Origin of the sequence: Amycolatopsis iheyensis, assembly GCF_024703995.1 — a bacterium.
GTDB lineage: Bacteria > Actinomycetota > Actinomycetes > Mycobacteriales > Pseudonocardiaceae > Amycolatopsis > Amycolatopsis iheyensis.
This window is the reverse complement of the sequence record NZ_JAMXQV010000029.1, coordinates 48848-66875: the sequence shown is the minus strand read 5'-3', so window position 1 is coordinate 66875 and position 18028 is coordinate 48848. Positions and strand designations below refer to the sequence as shown.

17 protein-coding genes and 1 pseudogene are annotated in these 18028 nt (G+C 69.9%); 3 read left to right on the top strand and 15 right to left on the bottom strand.

The window, feature by feature from the left end; translation table 11 throughout:
• Window positions 1-4: 4 nt before the first annotated feature.
• Window positions 5-1192, bottom strand: a pseudogene (locus tag M8542_RS39915) (molybdopterin-containing oxidoreductase family protein); the annotation flags it as partial.
• Between the two features lie 662 nt (window positions 1193-1854).
• Here M8542_RS39915 and M8542_RS39910 point away from each other — a divergent pair.
• Window positions 1855-2214 (top strand): YciI family protein, encoded by a 360-nt coding sequence (locus M8542_RS39910; protein ID WP_257925568.1) that lies wholly within the window; start codon window positions 1855-1857, stop codon window positions 2212-2214.
• A gap of 9 nt (window positions 2215-2223) precedes the next feature.
• Here the strand turns inward: M8542_RS39910 and M8542_RS39905 are convergent, their stop codons facing one another.
• The 7 genes from M8542_RS39905 to M8542_RS39875 form a co-directional block, all read right to left on the bottom strand.
• A complete protein-coding gene (locus tag M8542_RS39905) occupies window positions 2224-2736 on the bottom strand; it encodes a VOC family protein (protein ID WP_257925567.1) in 513 nt (170 codons plus the stop codon).
• A 398-nt stretch (window positions 2737-3134) separates the two neighbouring features.
• Entirely contained in the window at window positions 3135-4157 is a 1023-nt protein-coding gene (locus M8542_RS39900; RefSeq protein WP_257925566.1) for a hypothetical protein, read from the bottom strand.
• Window positions 4154-4624, bottom strand: a complete 471-nt coding sequence (locus tag M8542_RS39895) for a hypothetical protein (RefSeq protein WP_257925565.1) — start codon at window positions 4622-4624, stop codon at window positions 4154-4156. The genes M8542_RS39900 and M8542_RS39895 overlap by 4 nt, the downstream gene beginning before the upstream one ends.
• Window positions 4621-4953 carry a hypothetical protein gene (locus M8542_RS39890; RefSeq protein WP_257925564.1) on the bottom strand — a complete coding sequence of 111 codons (333 nt, stop codon included), beginning with the start codon at window positions 4951-4953 and terminating at the stop codon, window positions 4621-4623. Before M8542_RS39890 ends, M8542_RS39895 begins: the two co-directional genes overlap by 4 nt.
• A gap of 54 nt (window positions 4954-5007) precedes the next feature.
• Entirely contained in the window at window positions 5008-5475 is a 468-nt protein-coding gene (locus tag M8542_RS39885) for a hypothetical protein (protein WP_372508723.1), read from the bottom strand.
• 201 nt (window positions 5476-5676) lie between these two features.
• Complete coding sequence (locus M8542_RS39880; protein ID WP_257925563.1) at window positions 5677-6342, bottom strand: TIGR04282 family arsenosugar biosynthesis glycosyltransferase; 666 nt, start codon at window positions 6340-6342, stop codon at window positions 5677-5679.
• Complete coding sequence (locus M8542_RS39875; RefSeq protein ID WP_257925562.1) at window positions 6339-6983, bottom strand: glycosyltransferase family 2 protein; 645 nt, start codon at window positions 6981-6983, stop codon at window positions 6339-6341. Before M8542_RS39875 ends, M8542_RS39880 begins: the two co-directional genes overlap by 4 nt.
• Before the next feature lie 194 nt (window positions 6984-7177).
• On the opposite strand from M8542_RS39875, the gene M8542_RS39870 reads away from it, so the two are divergent.
• Window positions 7178-8179 carry an NHL repeat-containing protein gene (locus M8542_RS39870; protein WP_257925561.1) on the top strand — a complete coding sequence of 334 codons (1002 nt, stop codon included), beginning with the start codon at window positions 7178-7180 and terminating at the stop codon, window positions 8177-8179.
• Between the two features lie 616 nt (window positions 8180-8795).
• Here M8542_RS39870 and M8542_RS50490 read toward each other — a convergent pair.
• The 5 genes from M8542_RS50490 to M8542_RS39845 are packed head-to-tail and all read right to left on the bottom strand — an operon-like array spanning window position 8796 to window position 15497.
• A complete protein-coding gene (locus M8542_RS50490) occupies window positions 8796-10094 on the bottom strand; it encodes a DUF2399 domain-containing protein (RefSeq protein WP_257925560.1) in 1299 nt (432 codons plus the stop codon).
• Window positions 10039-13116, bottom strand: a complete 3078-nt coding sequence (locus M8542_RS39860; protein ID WP_257925559.1) for a coiled-coil domain-containing protein — start codon at window positions 13114-13116, stop codon at window positions 10039-10041. Before M8542_RS39860 ends, M8542_RS50490 begins: the two co-directional genes overlap by 56 nt.
• A complete protein-coding gene (locus tag M8542_RS39855) occupies window positions 13113-13742 on the bottom strand; it encodes a hypothetical protein (RefSeq protein ID WP_257925558.1) in 630 nt (209 codons plus the stop codon). Before M8542_RS39855 ends, M8542_RS39860 begins: the two co-directional genes overlap by 4 nt.
• The gene (locus tag M8542_RS39850; RefSeq protein ID WP_257925557.1) at window positions 13739-14293 is read right to left on the bottom strand and encodes a hypothetical protein; all 555 of its coding nucleotides are present in this window, start codon (window positions 14291-14293) and stop codon (window positions 13739-13741) included. The genes M8542_RS39855 and M8542_RS39850 overlap by 4 nt, the downstream gene beginning before the upstream one ends.
• Window positions 14286-15497: a hypothetical protein gene (locus M8542_RS39845; RefSeq protein WP_257925556.1), complete on the bottom strand. Its 1212-nt coding sequence runs from the start codon at window positions 15495-15497 to the stop codon at window positions 14286-14288. The genes M8542_RS39850 and M8542_RS39845 overlap by 8 nt, the downstream gene beginning before the upstream one ends.
• A 167-nt stretch (window positions 15498-15664) precedes the next feature.
• Here M8542_RS39845 and M8542_RS39840 point away from each other — a divergent pair, with 167 nt between their 5' ends.
• Window positions 15665-17161, top strand: a complete 1497-nt coding sequence (locus M8542_RS39840) for a hypothetical protein (RefSeq protein WP_257925555.1) — start codon at window positions 15665-15667, stop codon at window positions 17159-17161.
• Window positions 17162-17180: 19 nt separating this feature from the next.
• Here M8542_RS39840 and M8542_RS39835 read toward each other — a convergent pair whose 3' ends face one another.
• Both M8542_RS39835 and M8542_RS39830 read right to left on the bottom strand, forming a co-directional pair.
• Window positions 17181-17546 (bottom strand): STAS domain-containing protein, encoded by a 366-nt coding sequence (locus tag M8542_RS39835; protein WP_257925554.1) that lies wholly within the window; start codon window positions 17544-17546, stop codon window positions 17181-17183.
• Between the two features lie 84 nt (window positions 17547-17630).
• Window positions 17631-18008 carry a DUF1330 domain-containing protein gene (locus tag M8542_RS39830; RefSeq protein ID WP_257925553.1) on the bottom strand — a complete coding sequence of 126 codons (378 nt, stop codon included), beginning with the start codon at window positions 18006-18008 and terminating at the stop codon, window positions 17631-17633.
• Between the last annotated feature and the right edge of the window lie 20 nt (window positions 18009-18028).

The window sequence follows — 18028 nt, the reverse complement described above, 5'->3', positions numbered from 1 at the left end:
CGCCGCCCGGGACGCCGATGTTGCCGGTGATCGCGGCCAGGAAGGTCAGGACGCGGTAGGTGTCGAAGGCGCCGAGCTGGTGGGAGATCCCGGCGTTGCAGAAGATCGCGGCGGGCTTGGCCGTGGCGTAGTCCTCGGCGAGCTGCCGGATCGTCGCGGCGGGCACGCCGGTGACGCCGGCGGCCCAGTCCGGGGTGTAGTCCTTGACGTGGTCGCGCAGCTCGGCGAACCCGAGCACCCAGCGTTGCACGAACACCTTGTCGTGGAGGTTGCGGACGATGATGTGCTGGAGCATGCCGAGCACGAGCGCGGAGTCGGTGTGCGGCTTCGGGGCGATCCAGGTGTCGGCGGCCGCGCCGGTCGGCGTCCGCCGCGGATCGACGACGACCAGCTTCGCCTTGGTTTTCGCTCTGCTTCTGAGCAGGTAGTCGAAGGTGACCGGGTGCGTCTCGGCCTGATTGGTGCCGAGGAAGAGGAAGTACTGGGCGGCGCCGAGGTCTTCGCGCCCGGTGGCGGCGTCGACGCCATAGCCGTTGGTGAAGTTGCCAAGCCCGAAGGTGGCGGCGAGAGCGTTCCCGCCGGCGTCGTTGCAGACGGGGCCGACGTCGGTGTTGTTCGGGCTGCCGAGCAGCGCGAACAGCCGCGCGACCAGCGAGCCGGTGCCACGGGGGAGCCGCCCGGTGGTCCGATTGGCGATGGTCTTGACCTGGCCGCTGTCGCGCAGCTGCAGGAGCCGGTCGGCGACGAGGTCGAGGGCGTCGTCCCAGGAGATCGGCTCGAACTTCGAGTCCTTCGACCCCTTGGCGCCGGACACGCGGCGCAGGGGAGTGCTCAACCTGAGCGGGCTGTAGGCCAGCTCCGGCATCATCGACGCCTTCACGCAGAAGTTCCCGGCCTGTACCGGGTCATCCGGATCGCCGGAGACGCTGATGACCCGCCCGGCCCGGAGGCCGACCTTGAGGCGGCAGTTCGAGTTGCAGAACTGGCAGGCCGTGGAGACCACGGTGTCCGGGTGCAGCGCGGCGGAGTCGGTGGTGAAGCTGAGCTCCCCACCGGTTGGGCGTCCGGCTTTCGGGATCTCCGCCGAGCCGGGGTCAGCGGCGGCGAGCGCCGGGTTGACGAACAGGGAGGCGCCGCTGATGACGGCGCCTTGTACGAAACCTCTGCGTGACAGACCGGTGAAATCGTCCATAAGGACCTACCCCCAGAAGACGAAACGGGCACAGCGCGCGACTCCATCGACACACGTCGATCCACACTAGAGAGTGTCGGAACCGTTTCCTAGCAACGAATGTCGTAATCGATCGGAGATGATCGATGTTATCGGTCGGGCCTCCGCGAACGCGGCAGTGGGACCCCGTTTGCGCTGCGAATGCGGCGGTCGTGCGAGCATTTCGTCGATCGTCTTGCCGCGTGTGCGACGCTTGACCGCTGCGAACTCCGTATGTGGGGAGGGCGGAACGATGGATCGTCAGGCAGTGCACGAGCAGTGGGAGAAGGATCGGGCGGCGTTTCATGAACTCGTGGACGGCGGACTCCGGAGGATCTTCGCCGGCCGTCGGAGGGAACCAGGTGGACGAATCAGCAACTGTTGTTCCACCTGGTTTTCGGTTACCAGATTGTCCGGGCACTGCTCGTTCTCGTCCGCGTCTTCGGCCGGCTGCCGGACCGCGGGCGATCCGGCTGCTGAATGCGGGCCTGTCGTCGATCTCGGCGCGGATGCCCGCGCCGCTTCGCTTGTGGCCAGCCGTGCCGGACACTGGCGAAACAGCTCGGTGAGACCTGTCGATCCGGGTCACGCTCGTTCGTATCGACGGTGAGCGGCGGCAGAGGTCCGTCGGGAGGAGCGATGTCATGGCCCAGTTCTTGCTGTCCGTGCACGGCGTCGACGGCGAAGTGCGCGAACCGCCCACTGAGGAGGAAATGCGCCAGTCGATGTCCTGCCTCGGCGAGGTCGAGAAGGATCTCAAGTCGGCCCGGTCGTGGCTCTTCAGTGCCCGTCTCAGCGAACCCGGAGCGGCGCGGGTGGTGCGGGAGTCCGCCGGCGAACTGCTGGTCACCGACGGTCCCTTCGCCGAGGGCAAGGAGCACCTCGGCGGCTTCTACCTCGTCGAGGCGGTGGACCTCGACGCCGCCCTGGAGTGGGCCGGTCGCGTGACGGCCGCGATCGGCGTGCCGATCGAGGTACGGCCGCTGGCGGGGTTCGAAGCCTGAACCCCGGGATCAGCCACCCTGGGTGAGGCCGAAGACCCAGGTGATGCCGAACCGGTCGGTGACCATGCCGTAAACCGGCGCGAACGGGGCGGGGCCGAGGTCGGCGATCACGGTGCCGTTCTGGGACAGGCCGTTCCACAGCGGGGTCAGCTCGTCGAGGGAGTCGCCGTTGAGCAGCACGAAGAAAGGCTCGGTGTGGGTGACGCCGCGGGCGCGCGGTGCTGCCTGGCCCGGCGGTGCGGCGATGCCTCCGGCCGGGTTGGTGCCGGTGGTGCCGAGGACGTCGTAGGCGGCGATGCGGAACCCGTTTTCGGCTACCACCATGCCGAAGGCGACGCGGCCGGCGTCGGGGTCGTCCGCGGCCATCGGCACGTAGCCGGTGTCGCGGTCGTCGGTCTGGCTCTCGAGCTGAGTGCCGTGCGCCATGACCATGAGATGGCCACCGAACACGGACTGGTAGAACTCCAGCGCCGACCGGGCGTTGCCGGTGAAGTTGAGGTGGGTGAGTGTGGTTACTGCCATCGGTGCTCCCTGCGGTTCGTTCGAGTAGCTGACCTCACTTTGCCTGAAGTAGCGGTCAGGATTTGACCGCTACTGCCTGAACACGCTCCGCGTTCAGTTGTCCTCTCGCATCCGAAATCGAATGCTTCATCGTGCGTCGGTTGGGGTGGCCCGGCCCGGATTCTGTGTTCGACCGGTCGATGATGGCGGCGTACCGGGCGCGGCGCTGCGGGGCGTGCTCGCCCGTGCGACGCTGAACTTCGGTTCCCGAACGGGAAGTCCTCTTGCGTGCGACGAGGGGTTTCATGAACGGCGACTGCAACGGCCTGGCCGAAGTCGTGGCTTCCCGGCTCGGGGAGGCCGTGGTCGTGCGGTTGACGGTCGAGCTCGACGCAGGCGATCGGCAGCTCGGCGGTGGACTAGGGCAGCGCGGCCAGCGCCGCGAGGGTCAGGCGCACGGGCTGGGGCCCACCGGTCAGCTCGAGTGTCCACTGAGGACCGATGGCGGCCGGGTCGATGCCGGCGGCGGTGGCGGTGCGGTTGACGGGGAAGCCGTTCGGGCCGTCGCCGACGTCGCGGCCGCGGGGGAGCAGCAGCGCCGTCCGGCGGGTGATGCCGCCGATGGTCTGCCCGGCCGTCAGGCCGAAGACGAGCAGCGCACCGCCGCCGACCACGGCGAGGGCGCCGCGGCGGCTCAGCGTCGGTGCCGCGGGATCGTGGGCGACCAGGCCGTCTTGATCGAGGGGTTCCGGGCGGGTCTCGGCGCGGGTGGTGCGCAGTTCGGCGCGCCAGGAGCGGGAGCGCAGCGCGCGGATCATGCGGGGCAGCTTGAGGGCGACGTGGGCGAGGAAGGCGGCGGTGAACACCCAGGTGCCGTAGTAGTGCGCGGTGTAGAAGCTGAAGCCGAACAGGTAGTCGTACTGGATGTTGAGCACGCCGGTGGCGATTTCGAACAGGATGCCCCCGACCAGCAGCAGGAGCGAGAGCCGTTCCAGCACTTGGGCGATCGAGCGGGCGGGTGGCCAGGTGAACAGCTTCGGGGCGACCGGCCACAGTTTGGCCAGCACGAGCGGGATCAGCACGAGCCCGAGGCCGACGTGCAGCCCCTGGGTGAGCCGGTAGAGCCAGGACGGCTCGGCGGGCCAGGTCAGCGGGGGCAGCCGGAGCCAGCCGACGCCGGCGGGCAGGGCCTGGCCGAACTGGGGGCCGTAGGCGAGGTAGGACAGAAGCCCGGTGAGGATGACGATCGGCAGCGTGACCAGCAGCGCCGCGCCGAACACCGAGGTCAGCCACGGCCCGCGCAGCGGGCTGCGCCACGCGCGTCCGCCGAATGGTCCGGGCGGCCGGTGCCGGGCCAGCCACCGCCACGCCGCGACCGGGAAGCCGTAGCTCGCCTCGTCCGGTTCGCGGGGCGAGCTGGAACCGGTCGGCCCGCTGGTCACGGCGGAGTTCCGAGCGCGGATGGCCGGCTGCGCGCGGTCACGGTGGTCAGGCCGGCACGCAGGAGCCGGTGCACCTGGCAGCGGGTCCAGCCGGTGTGCGTGGCGATGTCGGTGACCGACCATTGCCAGGCCAGGGCCGCGTGCAGCGCGAAGCGTTGCCTCGGCGGCAAGGACAGCATTCCGTCCAGCAGGACCGCGTCCGCGACCGCCGCCTCGAGCGCGGCGGGCGCGGTGGTGCCGGACAGCTCGGCACAGATCGCGTCGAGAGCGTGTCCCTGGACGTGCGGGTCGTCCACGCCGATGTCGGTGCCCAGCCGGCGAAGCACCTTGCGCCAGGTTCGGTGGACGGCTCGGTCCCGCAGACCGGATCGCCGGACCACGAGGTAGGTCGTCGCCAGGAGCCGGTCCGCGGCCGGGACCTTGACCGGTCGTGCCCACTCCGGTGACGCCCCGGCCACGGCGGTCATCGCACACCCACCGGGTGCGCGGTGCGTTCTGCCGCGGCTCGGGTGACCGCGGCCGCGACGTTCGGATCGCCGGCCAGGACACGCAACCGGCAACGGCACTGACCGGCCTGCACCCGGGCTTCGTGGACCACTGTGACGGCGAGGTCCCGGTCGATGCGGCAGCGGGTGAGGTCGAGCAGGACCGTGCCGTGGCACAGTTCGATTGCCTCCGCCAGCTCGCCGATCACCTGCGCCGCGCCGATTTCCTCCGGCACCGCGCCGACCACGTGGAGGGAGATCGCCCCGTCGGCCACCCTCAGGTGGCAAGCCGGCTGCGAATCCCGGCGCATGTCCGTTACTGTCATTGGCCCACCCCGATCACCCGTTTGGCGGCGGGTACCCGGTCAGTGAGGGGATACACGTCCACGATCGGTGCCCGGTCGGACCTCGGTGAACCAGCGGTCGTGCCGCGCCCAGCTCGCGCCCACCCGGAAGCCGGCCGCGCTGGCCAGCCGGCGCAGCGCCTCCGGGTCCACGGTCGCCCAGGGGAACCAGGAGCCGGTGCTGCCCTGGTGGTCGCGCAGCCGGGCCTGGCCGCGCCACAGCCCGCCGTCGGGTTCGGTCTCCACCAGCAGCCGGCCGGCCGGTCGCAGCAGGCCACGGGTTCGGCGCAGCAGGCGCAGGGGGTCGCCGCCGATGCCGATGTTGCCGTCGGCCAGCAGGGCGGTGTCCCAGTCGCCTTCGCCGGGCAAGGCTGCGAACACGTCGCGCTGGATCGCGGGGGCGCCGCGATCGTGGCAGAGGCGGATGGCCGTTGCCGAGCTGTCGGCGCCCAGCGCCGGAAGCCCGTGCGCGACGAGGTGGGCGACCAGCCGTCCGGGCCCGCAGCCGAGGTCGAGGGTGCGGCCTCGGCAGCGGCCGAGCAGCCAGCGGTCGCCGCGGCAGGCCGGCCGGTGCCAAGCGGCGGGGATGCAGGGGCAGTACTCGATCGTCGTCCAGCTCCAACGTCGTCGCGGCGCCGCGCAGCGCGACGTCGAACGCCCGGCCGGGGGCGTGCCGGTCCACGGGCGTGGTCACCGGACCTCCTCCACGGCGGCGGCGAACCGCGAGCCGGGCAGCGTTCCGGCGACCTCGCGGGCCACCGGCATCGTGTCGATGTCGGCCAAAGTGGACATCGCGCAGACCCGGAAACCGTTCGACTGCAACGCTTCGTGAGCGCGGATGCCGGTGTCCGGTCGCGAGGTCGGTACCGTCGCGATCGTTTCGGCGTGGCGGGGGTCGTGCAGGCCCAGCAGCCACCAGCCACCGTCGTCGGCCGCGCCGAGCACGGCGTCGACCCCGGGGGCGAACAGTACGTCGCGGCAGCCGGTCAGCAGCGTCGGTGTCACCTGCGGGGTGTCCATCGCAATCTGCAGGACCGCGGCGGCGGGAAACAGCTTCGCCGCGTCGGCGTGGGCGGCGGCGATGCGGTGCCCGAGGGTCGTGCCTCGCTGGCTGACCACGGGGACGTCCCGCGTCGCCTGGGCGAGTTCCCGCGCGGCGACGCCGTCGGCGAAATCCCCGGCGAGTGCGACGACCGGCTGGGCCCACGGGAGCGCTCGCACGGTGTCGAGGGTGTCCAGCAACGCGGCGGCGGCGATCCTGGCGGCCTGGTCGGGAGTCGCCGGCGGGCAGAGCCGCGTCTTCACCCGGCCCGATCGTGGTGCTTTGGCCAGGATGAGCACGAGGACGTCGGTCATCGGGCGCGGACCACCACCCGGGTCATGTCCCGGACGGCGCGGACGGTTCCGCGCACCGAGCCCGACACCTTGGACCGGCCGCCGGCGCGGGCGCGGTAGGCGATGTCGACTTCCTGGATGCGCCAGCGGGCCCGGGCGGCGCGCAGCAGGAGCTCCAGCGGGTAGCCGAAGCCGCGGTCGCGGACGTCGAGGCCGAGCAGTTCGTCGCGGCGGGCAACACGTGCGGCGGCGATGTCGTGCACGGGGGCGCCACGGCGGCGCAACTGCCAGGCCACGGCCGCGTTGCCGGCCCGGGTGTGCCACGGCTGGACCCCGCGCTCGGCGACCCGCCGCCGCCCCACCACGAGGTCGGCCCGGCCCTCGGCGACCGGGCGCAGCAGGTCCGGCAGCACCGCGGGATCCATGGACCCATCGGCGTCGAGCACCGCGACGAACGCGCCCCGAGCGGCCAGGATTCCGGCGTGGACCGCCGCGCCGTAGCCGCGGCGCGGTTCGCTGACGACCCGGGCACCGCAGACTCGGGCGACCTCGGCGGTGGCGTCGGTCGAACCGTTGTCGACCACCACCGGGTGGCAGCCGCGCGGCATCGAGGCCAGCACCGCCGGCAATGCCTCGGCCTCGTTCAGACAGGGAAGGATCACGTCGCACTCGGCTTCCATAGCGGGAGTTCGGCCGCACCGGCGACGCGGATTGGTGAAAACGCGCAAAAAGTCAGTCCGATATTTATTCGGTTGCCGATGTTTAAACATCGGCAAAAAGGGAACCGTCCATATTTTCTTACCGGTCGATTACGGGCGCGGCTCGTCGCGGCCAACGGGATTACGGTGTGCCCACCATGACACGAATTCGCGTCCTGCTCTGTGTTGTCCTGCTGACGGCGGGTTGCGGCACGAACCCCCCGTCACCGGCGCCGCCGCAGCTGCCGCCGGCCGCCGAACCGGCGGTTGCCCCGCCGGTCGCCCGGGCTCCAGCCGGACGCACGGTGCCGGTCGGCGGTCTGCCCGAAGGCATCGTCGCCGACGGCGTGACCCATCGGGTGGCCGTGGCTGTGCGCAATCCGGATCGGCTGGTGCTGCTCGACGCCGGCACCGGTGCCGTGGTCACCTCGGTGGCGCTGCCGGGGCACGTGCGGCACCTTCAGCTGGCCGCACCCGGCGGCCCGGTCTTGGTGCCGGCCGAGACGTCCGGACGGCTGCTGACCGTCGCGCCGGATTCGGGCCGGGTCACCGGCAGTGTCCCGACCGGTTCGTCGCCGCACGACGCGACGCGCGCCGGCAACGGCAGGATCTTCGTGGCCAACGAGAACGGCCGCAGCGTCGCCGTGGTCGAGGACGGCCGCGTCGTGCACACCTTCACCGATGTCACCCAGCCGGCCGGTCTGGCCCCGGTCGGCACCCTCGTGTCCCTGGTCGACGTCCGGCAGAACGACCTGACCGTCTACGACGCCGCGTCGCTGACCCGCGTCGCGCGGCTGCCGGCCGGAGCCGGGCCGACCCACGTCGTCGCCGACCGCCGCGGCCACCTCGCCGTCACCGATACCCGTGGCGATGCCGTGCTGACCTACGACCCCGCTGCTCCCGCGCACGCCTTGGGCCGCCTCGCGTTGCCTGGCAAGCCCTACGGCGTCACCTATGACCCGGCCCGGGACCGGCTGTGGGTGACGCTGACCGCGCGGAACGAGGTGGTCGGCATCGACTTGTCCGGCGCGTCACCGCGGGAGACGAGCAGGCTGCCCACGGTGCGGCAACCGAACACGGTCGCCGTCGACCCCGGTACCGGCACCCTGTTCGTCACCGGAACCACCGAGGGAGTCGTCGAGGTCATCCCGGCGCCCTAGCTTCGATGTCGATGACCACGGATGGTTTGGCACTGGAAGGGACATCGGTTGGCGGAGCGGGTACTGCCGGCGGTGGATCTTTCCGCGCCGTCTTGCGCATGGTCGCTGCCCTATCGCGAAATCGGGCAACTGCTTCATATTTCGGGCAAGGCCGTGGAGACACATGGCTGGGCGACGCAGGTGTTTAAGGCAGGTCGGTCGCGGGCGCCAAATTGTGGACGAGGTAATTCGACCGCTTGGAGGACCCCATGCCCAGCGTGACCGTCGGCCACGAGAACTCCGCGCCGATCGAGCTGTACTACGAGGACCGTGCTGATCGCCGCGCCCTGCCTCTGGCTGCGGTACTTCGTGCTCAGCTGATTCGCGAAGCCAGGACAAGTGTTGCATACTGCAATAGAATCTTTAGGTAACAGTATTTCGGTCAGCTGGCTTCCGGTCCGGCCCGGCAACCGGCCGGGAGGTGGCTGCGGGAAAGCCGGAGTGATTTGATCGGCCTGGACGAGCCGGTGTGACTGGCCATCCGTGATCGGTTACCGGGAGATATCGGATCGGTGGCCCGGTGTACGTCGAACCGCTGGTGGCGCCCGCTGTCGATCCCAGCTGGCGAGGACAGCAGTCATGATCCTAGGATTGCGTTGAGCGCCGCTCGGATGGTCGCTTCCTGTTCGACCGGATAACCGCGGTTGAGGCAGGCTTCGGCGAACTGGGCGATCGGACCGGGCCCTTCGGCTAGCGCGGTGAGGCCATCGATGCTTGCTCTGCCGAATGGTGATCGCGCAGGGTGGGCATGAGCGCCGGCATCGACGATCAGCACATCCGGCTGGCCGGTCAACGCCGTGACGATCCGGTTCGCGATGCGGACACCGCCGAGGTCGGCATCGGTCGCCACGATCACGTGCTCGACACCGGCGGCGAGCTTCGCGATGAGGCCGACGACCACCTCAGCGGGCTGCCCCGCACACCACGTCACCGCGACCTCGGGGAAGCGGTCGCACACCGCCTCGGCCGCCTGCAGGTTTTCGATCACGGCCATCGTCGGGGTGCCGCCGACGATCGCGGGAGCGAGCAGAGACAAGCCGGTGGCGCGGAACCGGACCGGTCCGGCCAGGCCCGCAAGAGAGAACTCCTGTCCGTTCGGGTCCTGAACGACCATCGGGCCGCCGAGACCGAGGTACGCGCTCCGGAGCACGCCGAGTGCCAGCAGGGTGCTCTGCTGGACGCCGCACGCGGCCAGGATGTCCGCGGCGTCCTCGCGGTCCTTCGTGCCGTCGAAGTGGGCTTGGCTGAAGGCGCGTGGCCCGTCGTGGGTGATGCCGTCGGCGAGGTCTTCGGCGGCGTGGACGAGGACGGCCAACCGCGCGTTCGCCGACGGGTTGCTCGTCAGCGCCTGCGCCAGCCCCGGATCGATCGCCACGACACGCCCGGCCGCGGCTTCCGCGCGGGACCGCCAGGTTTCAGCGCGGTTCTGTTCGTGATCCTCGCAGGTTCGCCGGTGGGCTTCCCAAGCAGCTGTGAGATCCCAGCGCCGTACGGTGTCGATGCGGAGGTCTTCGCCGACCGAGCACAGGGCGTCGACGACTCCAGCTGCCGTCAAGCGCAGCACCACGTCGCGCGCGGCCGGACCGAAGCGCCGCTCGAGGGAACTCCAGTACCTCCGGGAGCTGTCGAGGACCCACTTCAGGTCGTTGGCCGCGATGCCGTCGATCGGCCTTCCCGGCGGGACGCCGGTACCGCCGGACGTGAGCCGGACATGCGTCGTTTTCGTCCGGCCGCGTCGGTCTCGGGGGATGCTGCCGTCTTTGCGTGCGACGGCGGTGGCGACGACTCCGGCGGGCAGGCCGTCGATCGGGATGCGCTGGTCAGACAAGGGACCGTCCGGCGGTGAGCCAGTCGCGCACGAGTTCCACTCGTTCACCGTTCGCGTCGTAGCCCCAGACACGGGTCGGCTGGTTGTAGGCCTCGGTGTGTGCTTGGTGGCAGAACCAGAGGATCTCCCCGCACACCCCGGCGGCGTCGCCGATCACCGAGTCCTGGCACGTGCCGAGGATCGTGACCTGCTGCTGGGCGGCCACTTCGTTGAGGTCCCGCAGGACGTCCTTGCGGTTGACGTCGCCGAGGCTGTTGCCGAGCTCGTCCAGCACCAGGACCCGGCCCCGGGCGCCGTCCGCGGCGAGGAGCGCGGCCAGCACGAGCTGGATGGCGAAGACCTTCACCTGCGCCCCGTTCGCGACTTCGCGGTAGGAGACCATCCCGCCGGAGGGCGACCGCCGCCATCGGGGTGAGACCTCCCAGGTCCACGGGGAGGTGGCAGTCGGCGGTCGGGTCTGGGTGACGCGCAGCTCGGCACCGAAGCCACCGCGAGCTCGGTTGAGCCGGTCGAGGGCCTTGCTGATCTTGTCGAGGGAGGCTTCGAGCCGGCTGCTGATCGCGTCCTGGAGCCGTTCCATCTCCTCGTCCAGTGCCGTGGTTTCGGCGGTCATCTCCTCGATCTGGGTGGCTCGTTCCCGCTGCGACCGCACGATGCGGTCTTCCAGGATGCGGTCCGAGTCCTTGCGCGAGTCGAGCAGGTCCCGCAGCGGCTGGGCGATGCTCGTGAAGTCCGAGTCGCGCGCGGCGACCCCTGGTTCGCCGTCGGCGAAGCGCTGTCGCCGTTCCTTCGCTTCGGCAAGCTCGGCTGGGACGCGCGGAGACGCATCGAGGTAGGCGTCGAGGGCTTCTTTGAGCTTTTCCGCCGCACGGTGCCGCAGGGATCGTGGCCGCAACACCCGGACGCGGTCCGGTTGTGCGTCCAGCAATTCCGTAGCGGCATCCGGGGTATCAGCCCACCCGGCCAGCCAGTAGGAGACGTTGAGGTTGTCCCGTTCGGTTCGCCGCTGCCCGAGTTTGTCCCGGATCCCACGCAGTTCCCGGTCGAGCTGGTCCACTGCTGCCGCTGCGGCATTGACCTGCAGCTGGTGGCTTTGCACGGCAGTCGCGGCCGCGAGCCACGCTTCTTGCGCCTCGTCGACGGCCGAGTGCAACGTCTCCAGAGCGGTATCCAGCTCGGCAATGACTGCTTGCAAGGCGCGTTCTTCTTCAGCCATCGAGTCCAGTTCGGCGGCGGCTTTCGCGGCGCCGAGGGCTTCGCGTGCTGCGTCGAGGGCCAGCGCCGCCGTCCCTTGCGCGATGCGGGCTTCCTCGAGTTCTGCCGTGGTGCGTTGGACTTTGCGTTCCGCCGCGGCGACCCGAGCGGCTCGTCCGGCGATTTCTTCGTCGAAGCGGCCGATGACGGCTTCGCCGAGTGCCGAGTCGACCGCTCGTTCGGGTACGGTCACGAAGTCGGTCCTGGCCTCGAGGGTGTTCAGGAACCGGGCCACCGGCACGTCGGCGGTGACGCCCTCGGGCAGCCGCGCCGGCAGTGCGGTGAGCGGCGCGTCGGCAACGACGATGCCGATGCCGGGGAAGGTCCCGATCAGCCCCAGCGCCGCTGCCTCGTCATCCGGGCCGACCACCACGGCATGACGGTGCGGCCACAAGCGCGGCTCCCACGATGCACGTACTTCCGAAGCCAGCGTGATCTCGTCGAGCAGCAATGCCGCCGGGATGTCCCGTGAGCGCAGCCGGGCGAGCGCCGCGCCGGCCGGGCCGCCGTCGCCCGCCCGTGCCGCATTCAGCTCCGCTTCTGCTTCACGGACCCGTTGCTCGGCATCTCGGCGATCGACCCGGGTTTGGGCGAGATCTTCTTCAGCCGCACCGACGGCTTCCGTGGCGACCTCGACGGTGATGCCGGTCCACGCGTCTCTGAGCGGTAGAAGTTCACCCCGCCGGTCCGCCAGGGCGCGAAGCTTCGAAGCGGTTTCTCCGCGCTCGTCTCGGCGAACATTGAGGCGCTCTTGCGCCTGACCGAGTGCGGATTGGGCGTCTTGCAACTGTTCCGCGAGGTTCTGCCGACCACGGAGGGTGTCCAGCTCGTCTTGTGCGATCTCTCGCTGCCCATCGAGCTCCTCGACGCTCTGCTCGAGCTCCCCGATCATGTCGGCCAGTTCGGTGTCTTTTGTGCTCACCTCCAGGAAGCCGCGGGCGAAGTGCAGCCGCCACATGTGCTCGCCTTCGGCCAGGTGCTGCCGTGACCGCTCGCGGTCTTGAACGGCATCGAGGTCGGCCTGCTCGTCCACGCGAGCCCGGGCATCCGCCTCTTGACGTTCCGCGAGGGAAGACTTCTGCTCCGCGAGCCGTCGACGCTGTTCGGCCTCGGTCTCCAGGAGACGCTGCCGTCCGGTGAGTTCGATGAGGGCTTCGCCGATTCTGGCCGGCGTCATCTCCGTCATCTGCTGGGACAGCAGGGACGGAGCTGACGGTCGCATGGGGGTGTCGAGGTAGGCCATGCAGCGCGGTGCGTCGCCGTAGAGGTCGGTAGCGAACCGCTTGGGTCCCAGCTCCTGAGCCCGGGGTATGGCCTCCCAAAGGCCGTCGGCCAGTACGTCGCGTTCGAGGTCGCTATCCGCGATCGCGATGTGCAACCCGGATGTCCAGCGCACCTTGAGGTACGGCGTCGTCGCGGCGATGCGGACCCAGACGGTCAGCGCGGTCCGCGCGGGATCGGTGGGGTCGGCGAAGACACCCACGACGTAGCCGCGGTTGGCTTGGGCGTACCGGTGCGTCGGGTCCAGGCCCGCCGATTCGGGCTTGAACAGCAGGTTGGCCGCGTACTGCGAGCCGTTGGCTTCCAGCCGCCATTGTGCCTCGCCGAGCAGCAGGGACACGGCGGCGAGGAAGGTCGTCTTGCCCGAGCCGTTGGAATCACCCTTGGGGCCCTGACCGGATACCGCGACGAACGTCCCCGGAACCAGCGGCACCGCGTGCGTGGTCAGCCGGGCGATGTCGAAGGTCTGCACGGCGACCAGGTGCCGGTCGCCGACGATGCCCGTCCCTGCCGTGGGTGCGGGGGCCTCTGTCATGGCTTCTCCTGCTTCGCGTGCTCGTCACGGGCGATCCGGCGCCGTCGGATGACGTCCCCCATGACGCCGTCGGGCTGGGCCAGGAGAATGAGGTTCTCCCACAGCTGCGCGGAAACCCGGGGCGTGAGCCGGGCGAACTGCGGACCCGGAAGGATGCTCCGGCGGGCGCCGTAGCGCAGGATCCCGGCGTTGCGCAGCCGTTGGACGGCACCGCGGACCCTCGACTCGGGGACCTGCGACAGCACGAGGTCCTGCTTGCGGACCGGCTCGGCGTCGAGCCAGGAGTCGCTTCGCAGCCGTCCGGCCGCGCGAGGGATCGCGACGCAGTGCAGCAGGACCAAGGCCAGCACCGCGCGGTCGTCCGGAGGCAGGACCCCGGCGCCTTCGGCGGCCAGCTGCCGGCCGATCTCGTCCTCGTACCCGGATAGGAACCCGTCACCGACCTTCAGCAGGACGCGGCCCTGGGCGCGCAAGCACCGGTCCAGGGTCGCGCGCAGCGCCGGGTCGAGCAAGCCTCGGAAACCCTCGGGCGGCACCGGCTGGTCGGCGGTCTCCACCGCCGCGAGCGCGGCCAGGACGTCGACCTGCCGGCTCACCGGCAGGTCGCTCAGCGCGATCCCGGTCATTCGCGCTCCCCGAGCCGCGGGAGGCGGTCGTACACCGATCGCAACGCCGTGACCTGCTCCTCCGACCAGAGCGCGGCCGCGGGGCCGAGCCGGACTTCCGAACCGTCGATGGAGAGCAGGCGCGCATCGTCGAGTCGTCGGAGCGCGCCCTTGCTGTGGCGGCGGCCGGCGGCCCCACCCTCGGCCGCGGACGCGGTGATGGGTCCCAGGGCGGCGACGGCGGCGAGAATGGTGTCCTCCTCTGCTGCGATGCCGGGGAACGGGTGCTCGGATCGGTCCGGCCAGCACGCGCCGAGAACCGCGGCGAAGGTCAGCAGGACGACCTGGGAGGTCTTCGTCCGCTCGACACCGGTGTCCCCGCCCGCCACGGGTTCGACGCCGTCCCACCAGCCGAGCATGACCACCGGGAGCCGGCCGGGTACCACGGCTTCCACCAGTCGTCGTCCGGCATCAGCGGCTTGCCGGTGCCAGGCAGCCGGCACCTGCGCGGTCAGCGGTATCTGCCCGGTTGCCCGCATCCGGGCCAAGGCCAGCGCTCCCGGCTCAGCCATGGTCGGCCTCCTCCGCGAGTTCGACAGCTTGCTCCAGGGGCTCGGTGAGGCGGTAGGCCGTCACCGGTGTCAGGTGCGTGACCGGACCATCGGGCTCGACGAGGAGCTCATCACTCATCCGCACGCGGTAGGGCAGATCCGGGTCGGCGTGGATGGCGAGCAGCTCGACGAGGATGGTGGCGAGCCCGGGCCAGCCAGCCGCTCGGAGACTGCTGGTCAAGTCGACCTCCGCGCGGCCCTGCAGGTGCAGCTCGGCGGCCCGGGCCCGCCGGTTCCGGGCCGCTTCTGCTCGCTCTTCGACCCGTAGCATCGGATCCGGGCCAGGTGGCGGATCGGCCGGCCGGGGCGGACGGCGCCGGATCGCCGCGCGGGGCCGGAACCCGGCGACACCCTCGGCGACCACAGCGGGATCCAGCCATGGGGCCGGCGGATCGAACACCGTGCTCGCGAAGACCTCGGCCAGCTCGTCGAGCGACGCCACCCGAGCGGCTTCCAGGTACTCCTCCGGATCGAGCAACGAGAAGTCGCGGGCCGCGGCGCCTTCGTCGAGCAACCGGCCCACGAACTGCTCGCGGGCGCCGACGTAGCGCTGGGTTTCCACGACGAGCCGGTATGCCTCCGGATCCAGAGCTGGGAACGCGTCCTTGACCTGCTCGTTCAGGGTGAAGACGTCGTCCATCAGAGCTGCGTGCCGGTGGTGCTTGCGTTCGGCGATGAGCTCGGACAGCGGGCTGGCGACGACCATTCTGAGCAGCTCGTCCGCCGAGATCGTCATCATGCGGCGTGCTTGGAGCAGTGCGTTCCGGATTTCGTTGACGGTGGCTCGCCCGGATGCCAGTGCGGCCCGGGTCCGGTCCAGCAGGGTGACCAGTTCGTCGACCCCGCCCCGTTCGCTGAGGCGCTCGAACACCAGCAAGCCCGCCGCGCTCGTCGGGTTGAACACGTAGCGCTGCTGGTGCGCCTTTTCGAAGTGCGGGCGCAGCATCCCGAGCTTGCAGAACAGCTCGAACCGGCTCTGGAACGCGCTTTCGGAGCAGACGTCCGCGCACGCGTCGGCCAGCTGGGCGCGCGTGAGCCCGCCGATCGCGTCTTGGTCGCCGAAGGCCGCGTACACCGCGCGCGCGACCTCGAGCAGCTCTGCCTCGTCGACGACCGCGCCGGCGTTCGCGGCGATCGGTGCGACCAACGCGGAAACGCGGAGCAAGAAAGCTGCTTGCTCCGCGTCGTCATGGTGATCGAACAACGAGGTCGCCACGCCCTCCGGAGTCGGAGCCAACGGACGCGGTGTTACGGGACGACACGAAAGAGTGAATCGGGTTGTTCGATCGCCGATGCCCGGATTCTGTCGGTGGTGTGGGGCATCCTGGGAACGTGCACGAAGCCGTATTGGGTGCCCTGGCCGGGATTCCGTCGTTGTCCGAGTCGCAGCTGAGCGGCGTGATCACCACGCTCGCGACCATGCGGCCGCACCTGCTGCGCCAGGTGGCGCTCCGGGATGACCTCACCGACGAAACACGGCTCCGTCTCGTCGAGGTGGCCGAAGGCTACCTGGTCGTCGACCTTCTCGAACTGCTGCCGGCCGATCCGGGGCTGATCGATGCGGCGGCTCGGCACCAGCGCGAGCTGCCGGGGTTGATCGGGTTGTGCGGTAAACGCGGCTGGGACGGAAAGGCGATCGAGCTCGCCGGCGGCGTGGAAGCGGCGGAAGTCGGTTCGGTCGCCACCCGCTGGAGTCGGGCCGTCGACTCGGAGCTCCCGGAGCCGCTCGTGGTGGCTCTCGTCAACTCGGCGTTGACCGACCGAGGTGAACCGCCGGAACTGGAAGGCCTGAACAGGTGGGAGCACAACCGCCTGATGGAGCGGTTCAGGACCGAGCGGGAACAGCGGGAGCGGGCAGCATGGTCTCTGCTCGAAGAACGGCCGGCCGTGTGGCGGGTGCTGGCCGCTGGGCCGCATGGAGAGACGGTTCGGCGGATGCTGCTGGAGCGAGCGGGCACTCTGTCCGACGAACTGCTCATGGCCTGCTTGCCGGTCGTGACCCGCGACTTCGGGGCCGGTGGAAAGTACGTTCAAGGCATCCGGTTGCAGTCGGCCGCGGACCACGTCCGCCGGTGGCCCAGGCTCAGGCAGATCGCCGCCGTCCCACTCGCCGAATTCGTTCGTGACGTCGTGGCCGGCGGTTGGGAGCCAGTGAGCAGGTACAGCGGGCCGAACTGGGACGACATCGCCGCACTGGCCGAGCTAACCGACGACGGTGACCTCCTGCGTTCTGTGGTCGTGTCCGTGCGGGAAAGCTGCCGCGGCTCCGACCGTGATCGAGCCCTTTCCACAAAGGATGCCGACGTGCGTGCGGGCGCGATCGAGCTGTTGGTGGCGAACTCCCGGACGCCGCGCGATGTCCTCCTGGACCTCGTTCCACTGCTTGACGAGCCCTCGCTCGTCGCGGTTGAACGCCGTGGTGAAGACGAATTGAACTCGGCCAGCCGGTCTCGCCGGGAACAGCTCGCCAGGCTGGCCCAGACGAAGAAGCCGCCACTGATCCGGGTGCCGACCGACGCCGAACTGGCGGGTGAACAGGATCCGGCAGCGATTCTGACAGGGCACTTGCGGAATCTCCGCGGTCGCGCGGCGCAACGCGACCTCACCACAGCTGGCCTGCTCCAGTCCCGGTACAGCACGCCTGAGCTGCTGCGTGCTCTGCCTGCGCGGCAAGTGCTCGACAGTCCTGGTCAGGTGAAACAAGTCGCGAAGATGATCGCCGAGGTGTGCGGCGACGATGAGAAAAGCTGGTTGTCGCTCGCTTCGGTGAGCGACGAGAACATTTCTCGTACTCTTGCGTTCGGAAAATGGCTGGACGGCCTCAAGTAACTCGGCAACCGAATGATGGTCAGGCGGCGTGGAGGGCTTCGTCGACGCTGCTGAAGGTGGGAAATTCTTCATTCAGGCCGGTGATGAGCACGACCTTCCGCGCAATCGTGCCGGTGGTCGCGACGATGTGGTGACGGAGCCCGCGGTTCTCGCAAGACCGGCCGAAGCCCGCCAACAAATGCACACCGGCAGCCGAAAAGAAGCCGACCGTGGTCAAGTCGACGACGACCAGTGCGGGTTGAGGTCGCGGCTCGCTTGCTGTCCGGAGTCCGGCGTCCGCGCCGCGGCTGGTCGACACGTCGATCTCGCCGCTAATACCGAGCACAACGGCGTCGGCTATCGAGTTTCGCGTGATGGTGAAGCGCGCCGTGCCTTGCTTGTCCATGGCCGTGCTCCGCTCCGGTCGGTGACCCGCCTTCACAACGGTAGTCCTGTACGGCGCCGGGGTGCAGGTCGAAGCCCTGGTTGGTCAGAATTCTGGGCCGGACCAGGGCGTCGTCGCCTGGAGGATGGCTTCGGTCAGCGCTTCGGTGCGCAGGTGAGTGACCTCCTGGTACTCCGGGTCGGCGACCATCCGGCTGAACGCTTCGCGGCTCGGGTAGCGCACGAGCAGCACGGCGTCCCATTCCTGGCCTTGCTCGGCGACGAGCGAGGTGGAGCCGTCGCCCGCGTAGAGGACCTCAGCGCCGTAGCGGGGCAAGAAGGTCTTCTCGAGCGCGGCGGCGTACTGGGCGTAGCTGTTGCGGCCGTCTTCGCGGAACCGCAGGAGGTTCAGCATCACGACCGGGCCGCCGGGGTCTTCGGCGAGGTAGTGCTTGAGGTCTTTGCCGCGGGGATCCACCGCCATGTCGTGCCTCATCTCGTACG

Bases quoted from the DNA above. Each gene is read 5' to 3' on its own strand.
- M8542_RS39910 (WP_257925568.1), top strand. From the start codon at position 1,855: ATGGCCCAGTTCTTGCTGTCCGTGCACGGCGTCGACGGCGAAGTGCGC.
- M8542_RS39905 (WP_257925567.1), bottom strand. From the start codon at position 2,736: ATGGCAGTAACCACACTCACCCACCTCAACTTCACCGGCAACGCCCGG.
- M8542_RS39895 (WP_257925565.1), bottom strand. From the start codon at position 4,624: ATGACCGCCGTGGCCGGGGCGTCACCGGAGTGGGCACGACCGGTCAAG.
- M8542_RS39890 (WP_257925564.1), bottom strand. From the start codon at position 4,953: ATGCGCCGGGATTCGCAGCCGGCTTGCCACCTGAGGGTGGCCGACGGG.
- M8542_RS39880 (WP_257925563.1), bottom strand. From the start codon at position 6,342: ATGACCGACGTCCTCGTGCTCATCCTGGCCAAAGCACCACGATCGGGC.
- M8542_RS39870 (WP_257925561.1), top strand. From the start codon at position 7,178: ATGACACGAATTCGCGTCCTGCTCTGTGTTGTCCTGCTGACGGCGGGT.
- M8542_RS39860 (WP_257925559.1), bottom strand. From the start codon at position 13,116: ATGACAGAGGCCCCCGCACCCACGGCAGGGACGGGCATCGTCGGCGAC.
- M8542_RS39855 (WP_257925558.1), bottom strand. From the start codon at position 13,742: ATGACCGGGATCGCGCTGAGCGACCTGCCGGTGAGCCGGCAGGTCGAC.
- M8542_RS39850 (WP_257925557.1), bottom strand. From the start codon at position 14,293: ATGGCTGAGCCGGGAGCGCTGGCCTTGGCCCGGATGCGGGCAACCGGG.
- M8542_RS39835 (WP_257925554.1), bottom strand. From the start codon at position 17,546: ATGGACAAGCAAGGCACGGCGCGCTTCACCATCACGCGAAACTCGATA.
- M8542_RS39830 (WP_257925553.1), bottom strand. From the start codon at position 18,008: ATGGCGGTGGATCCCCGCGGCAAAGACCTCAAGCACTACCTCGCCGAA.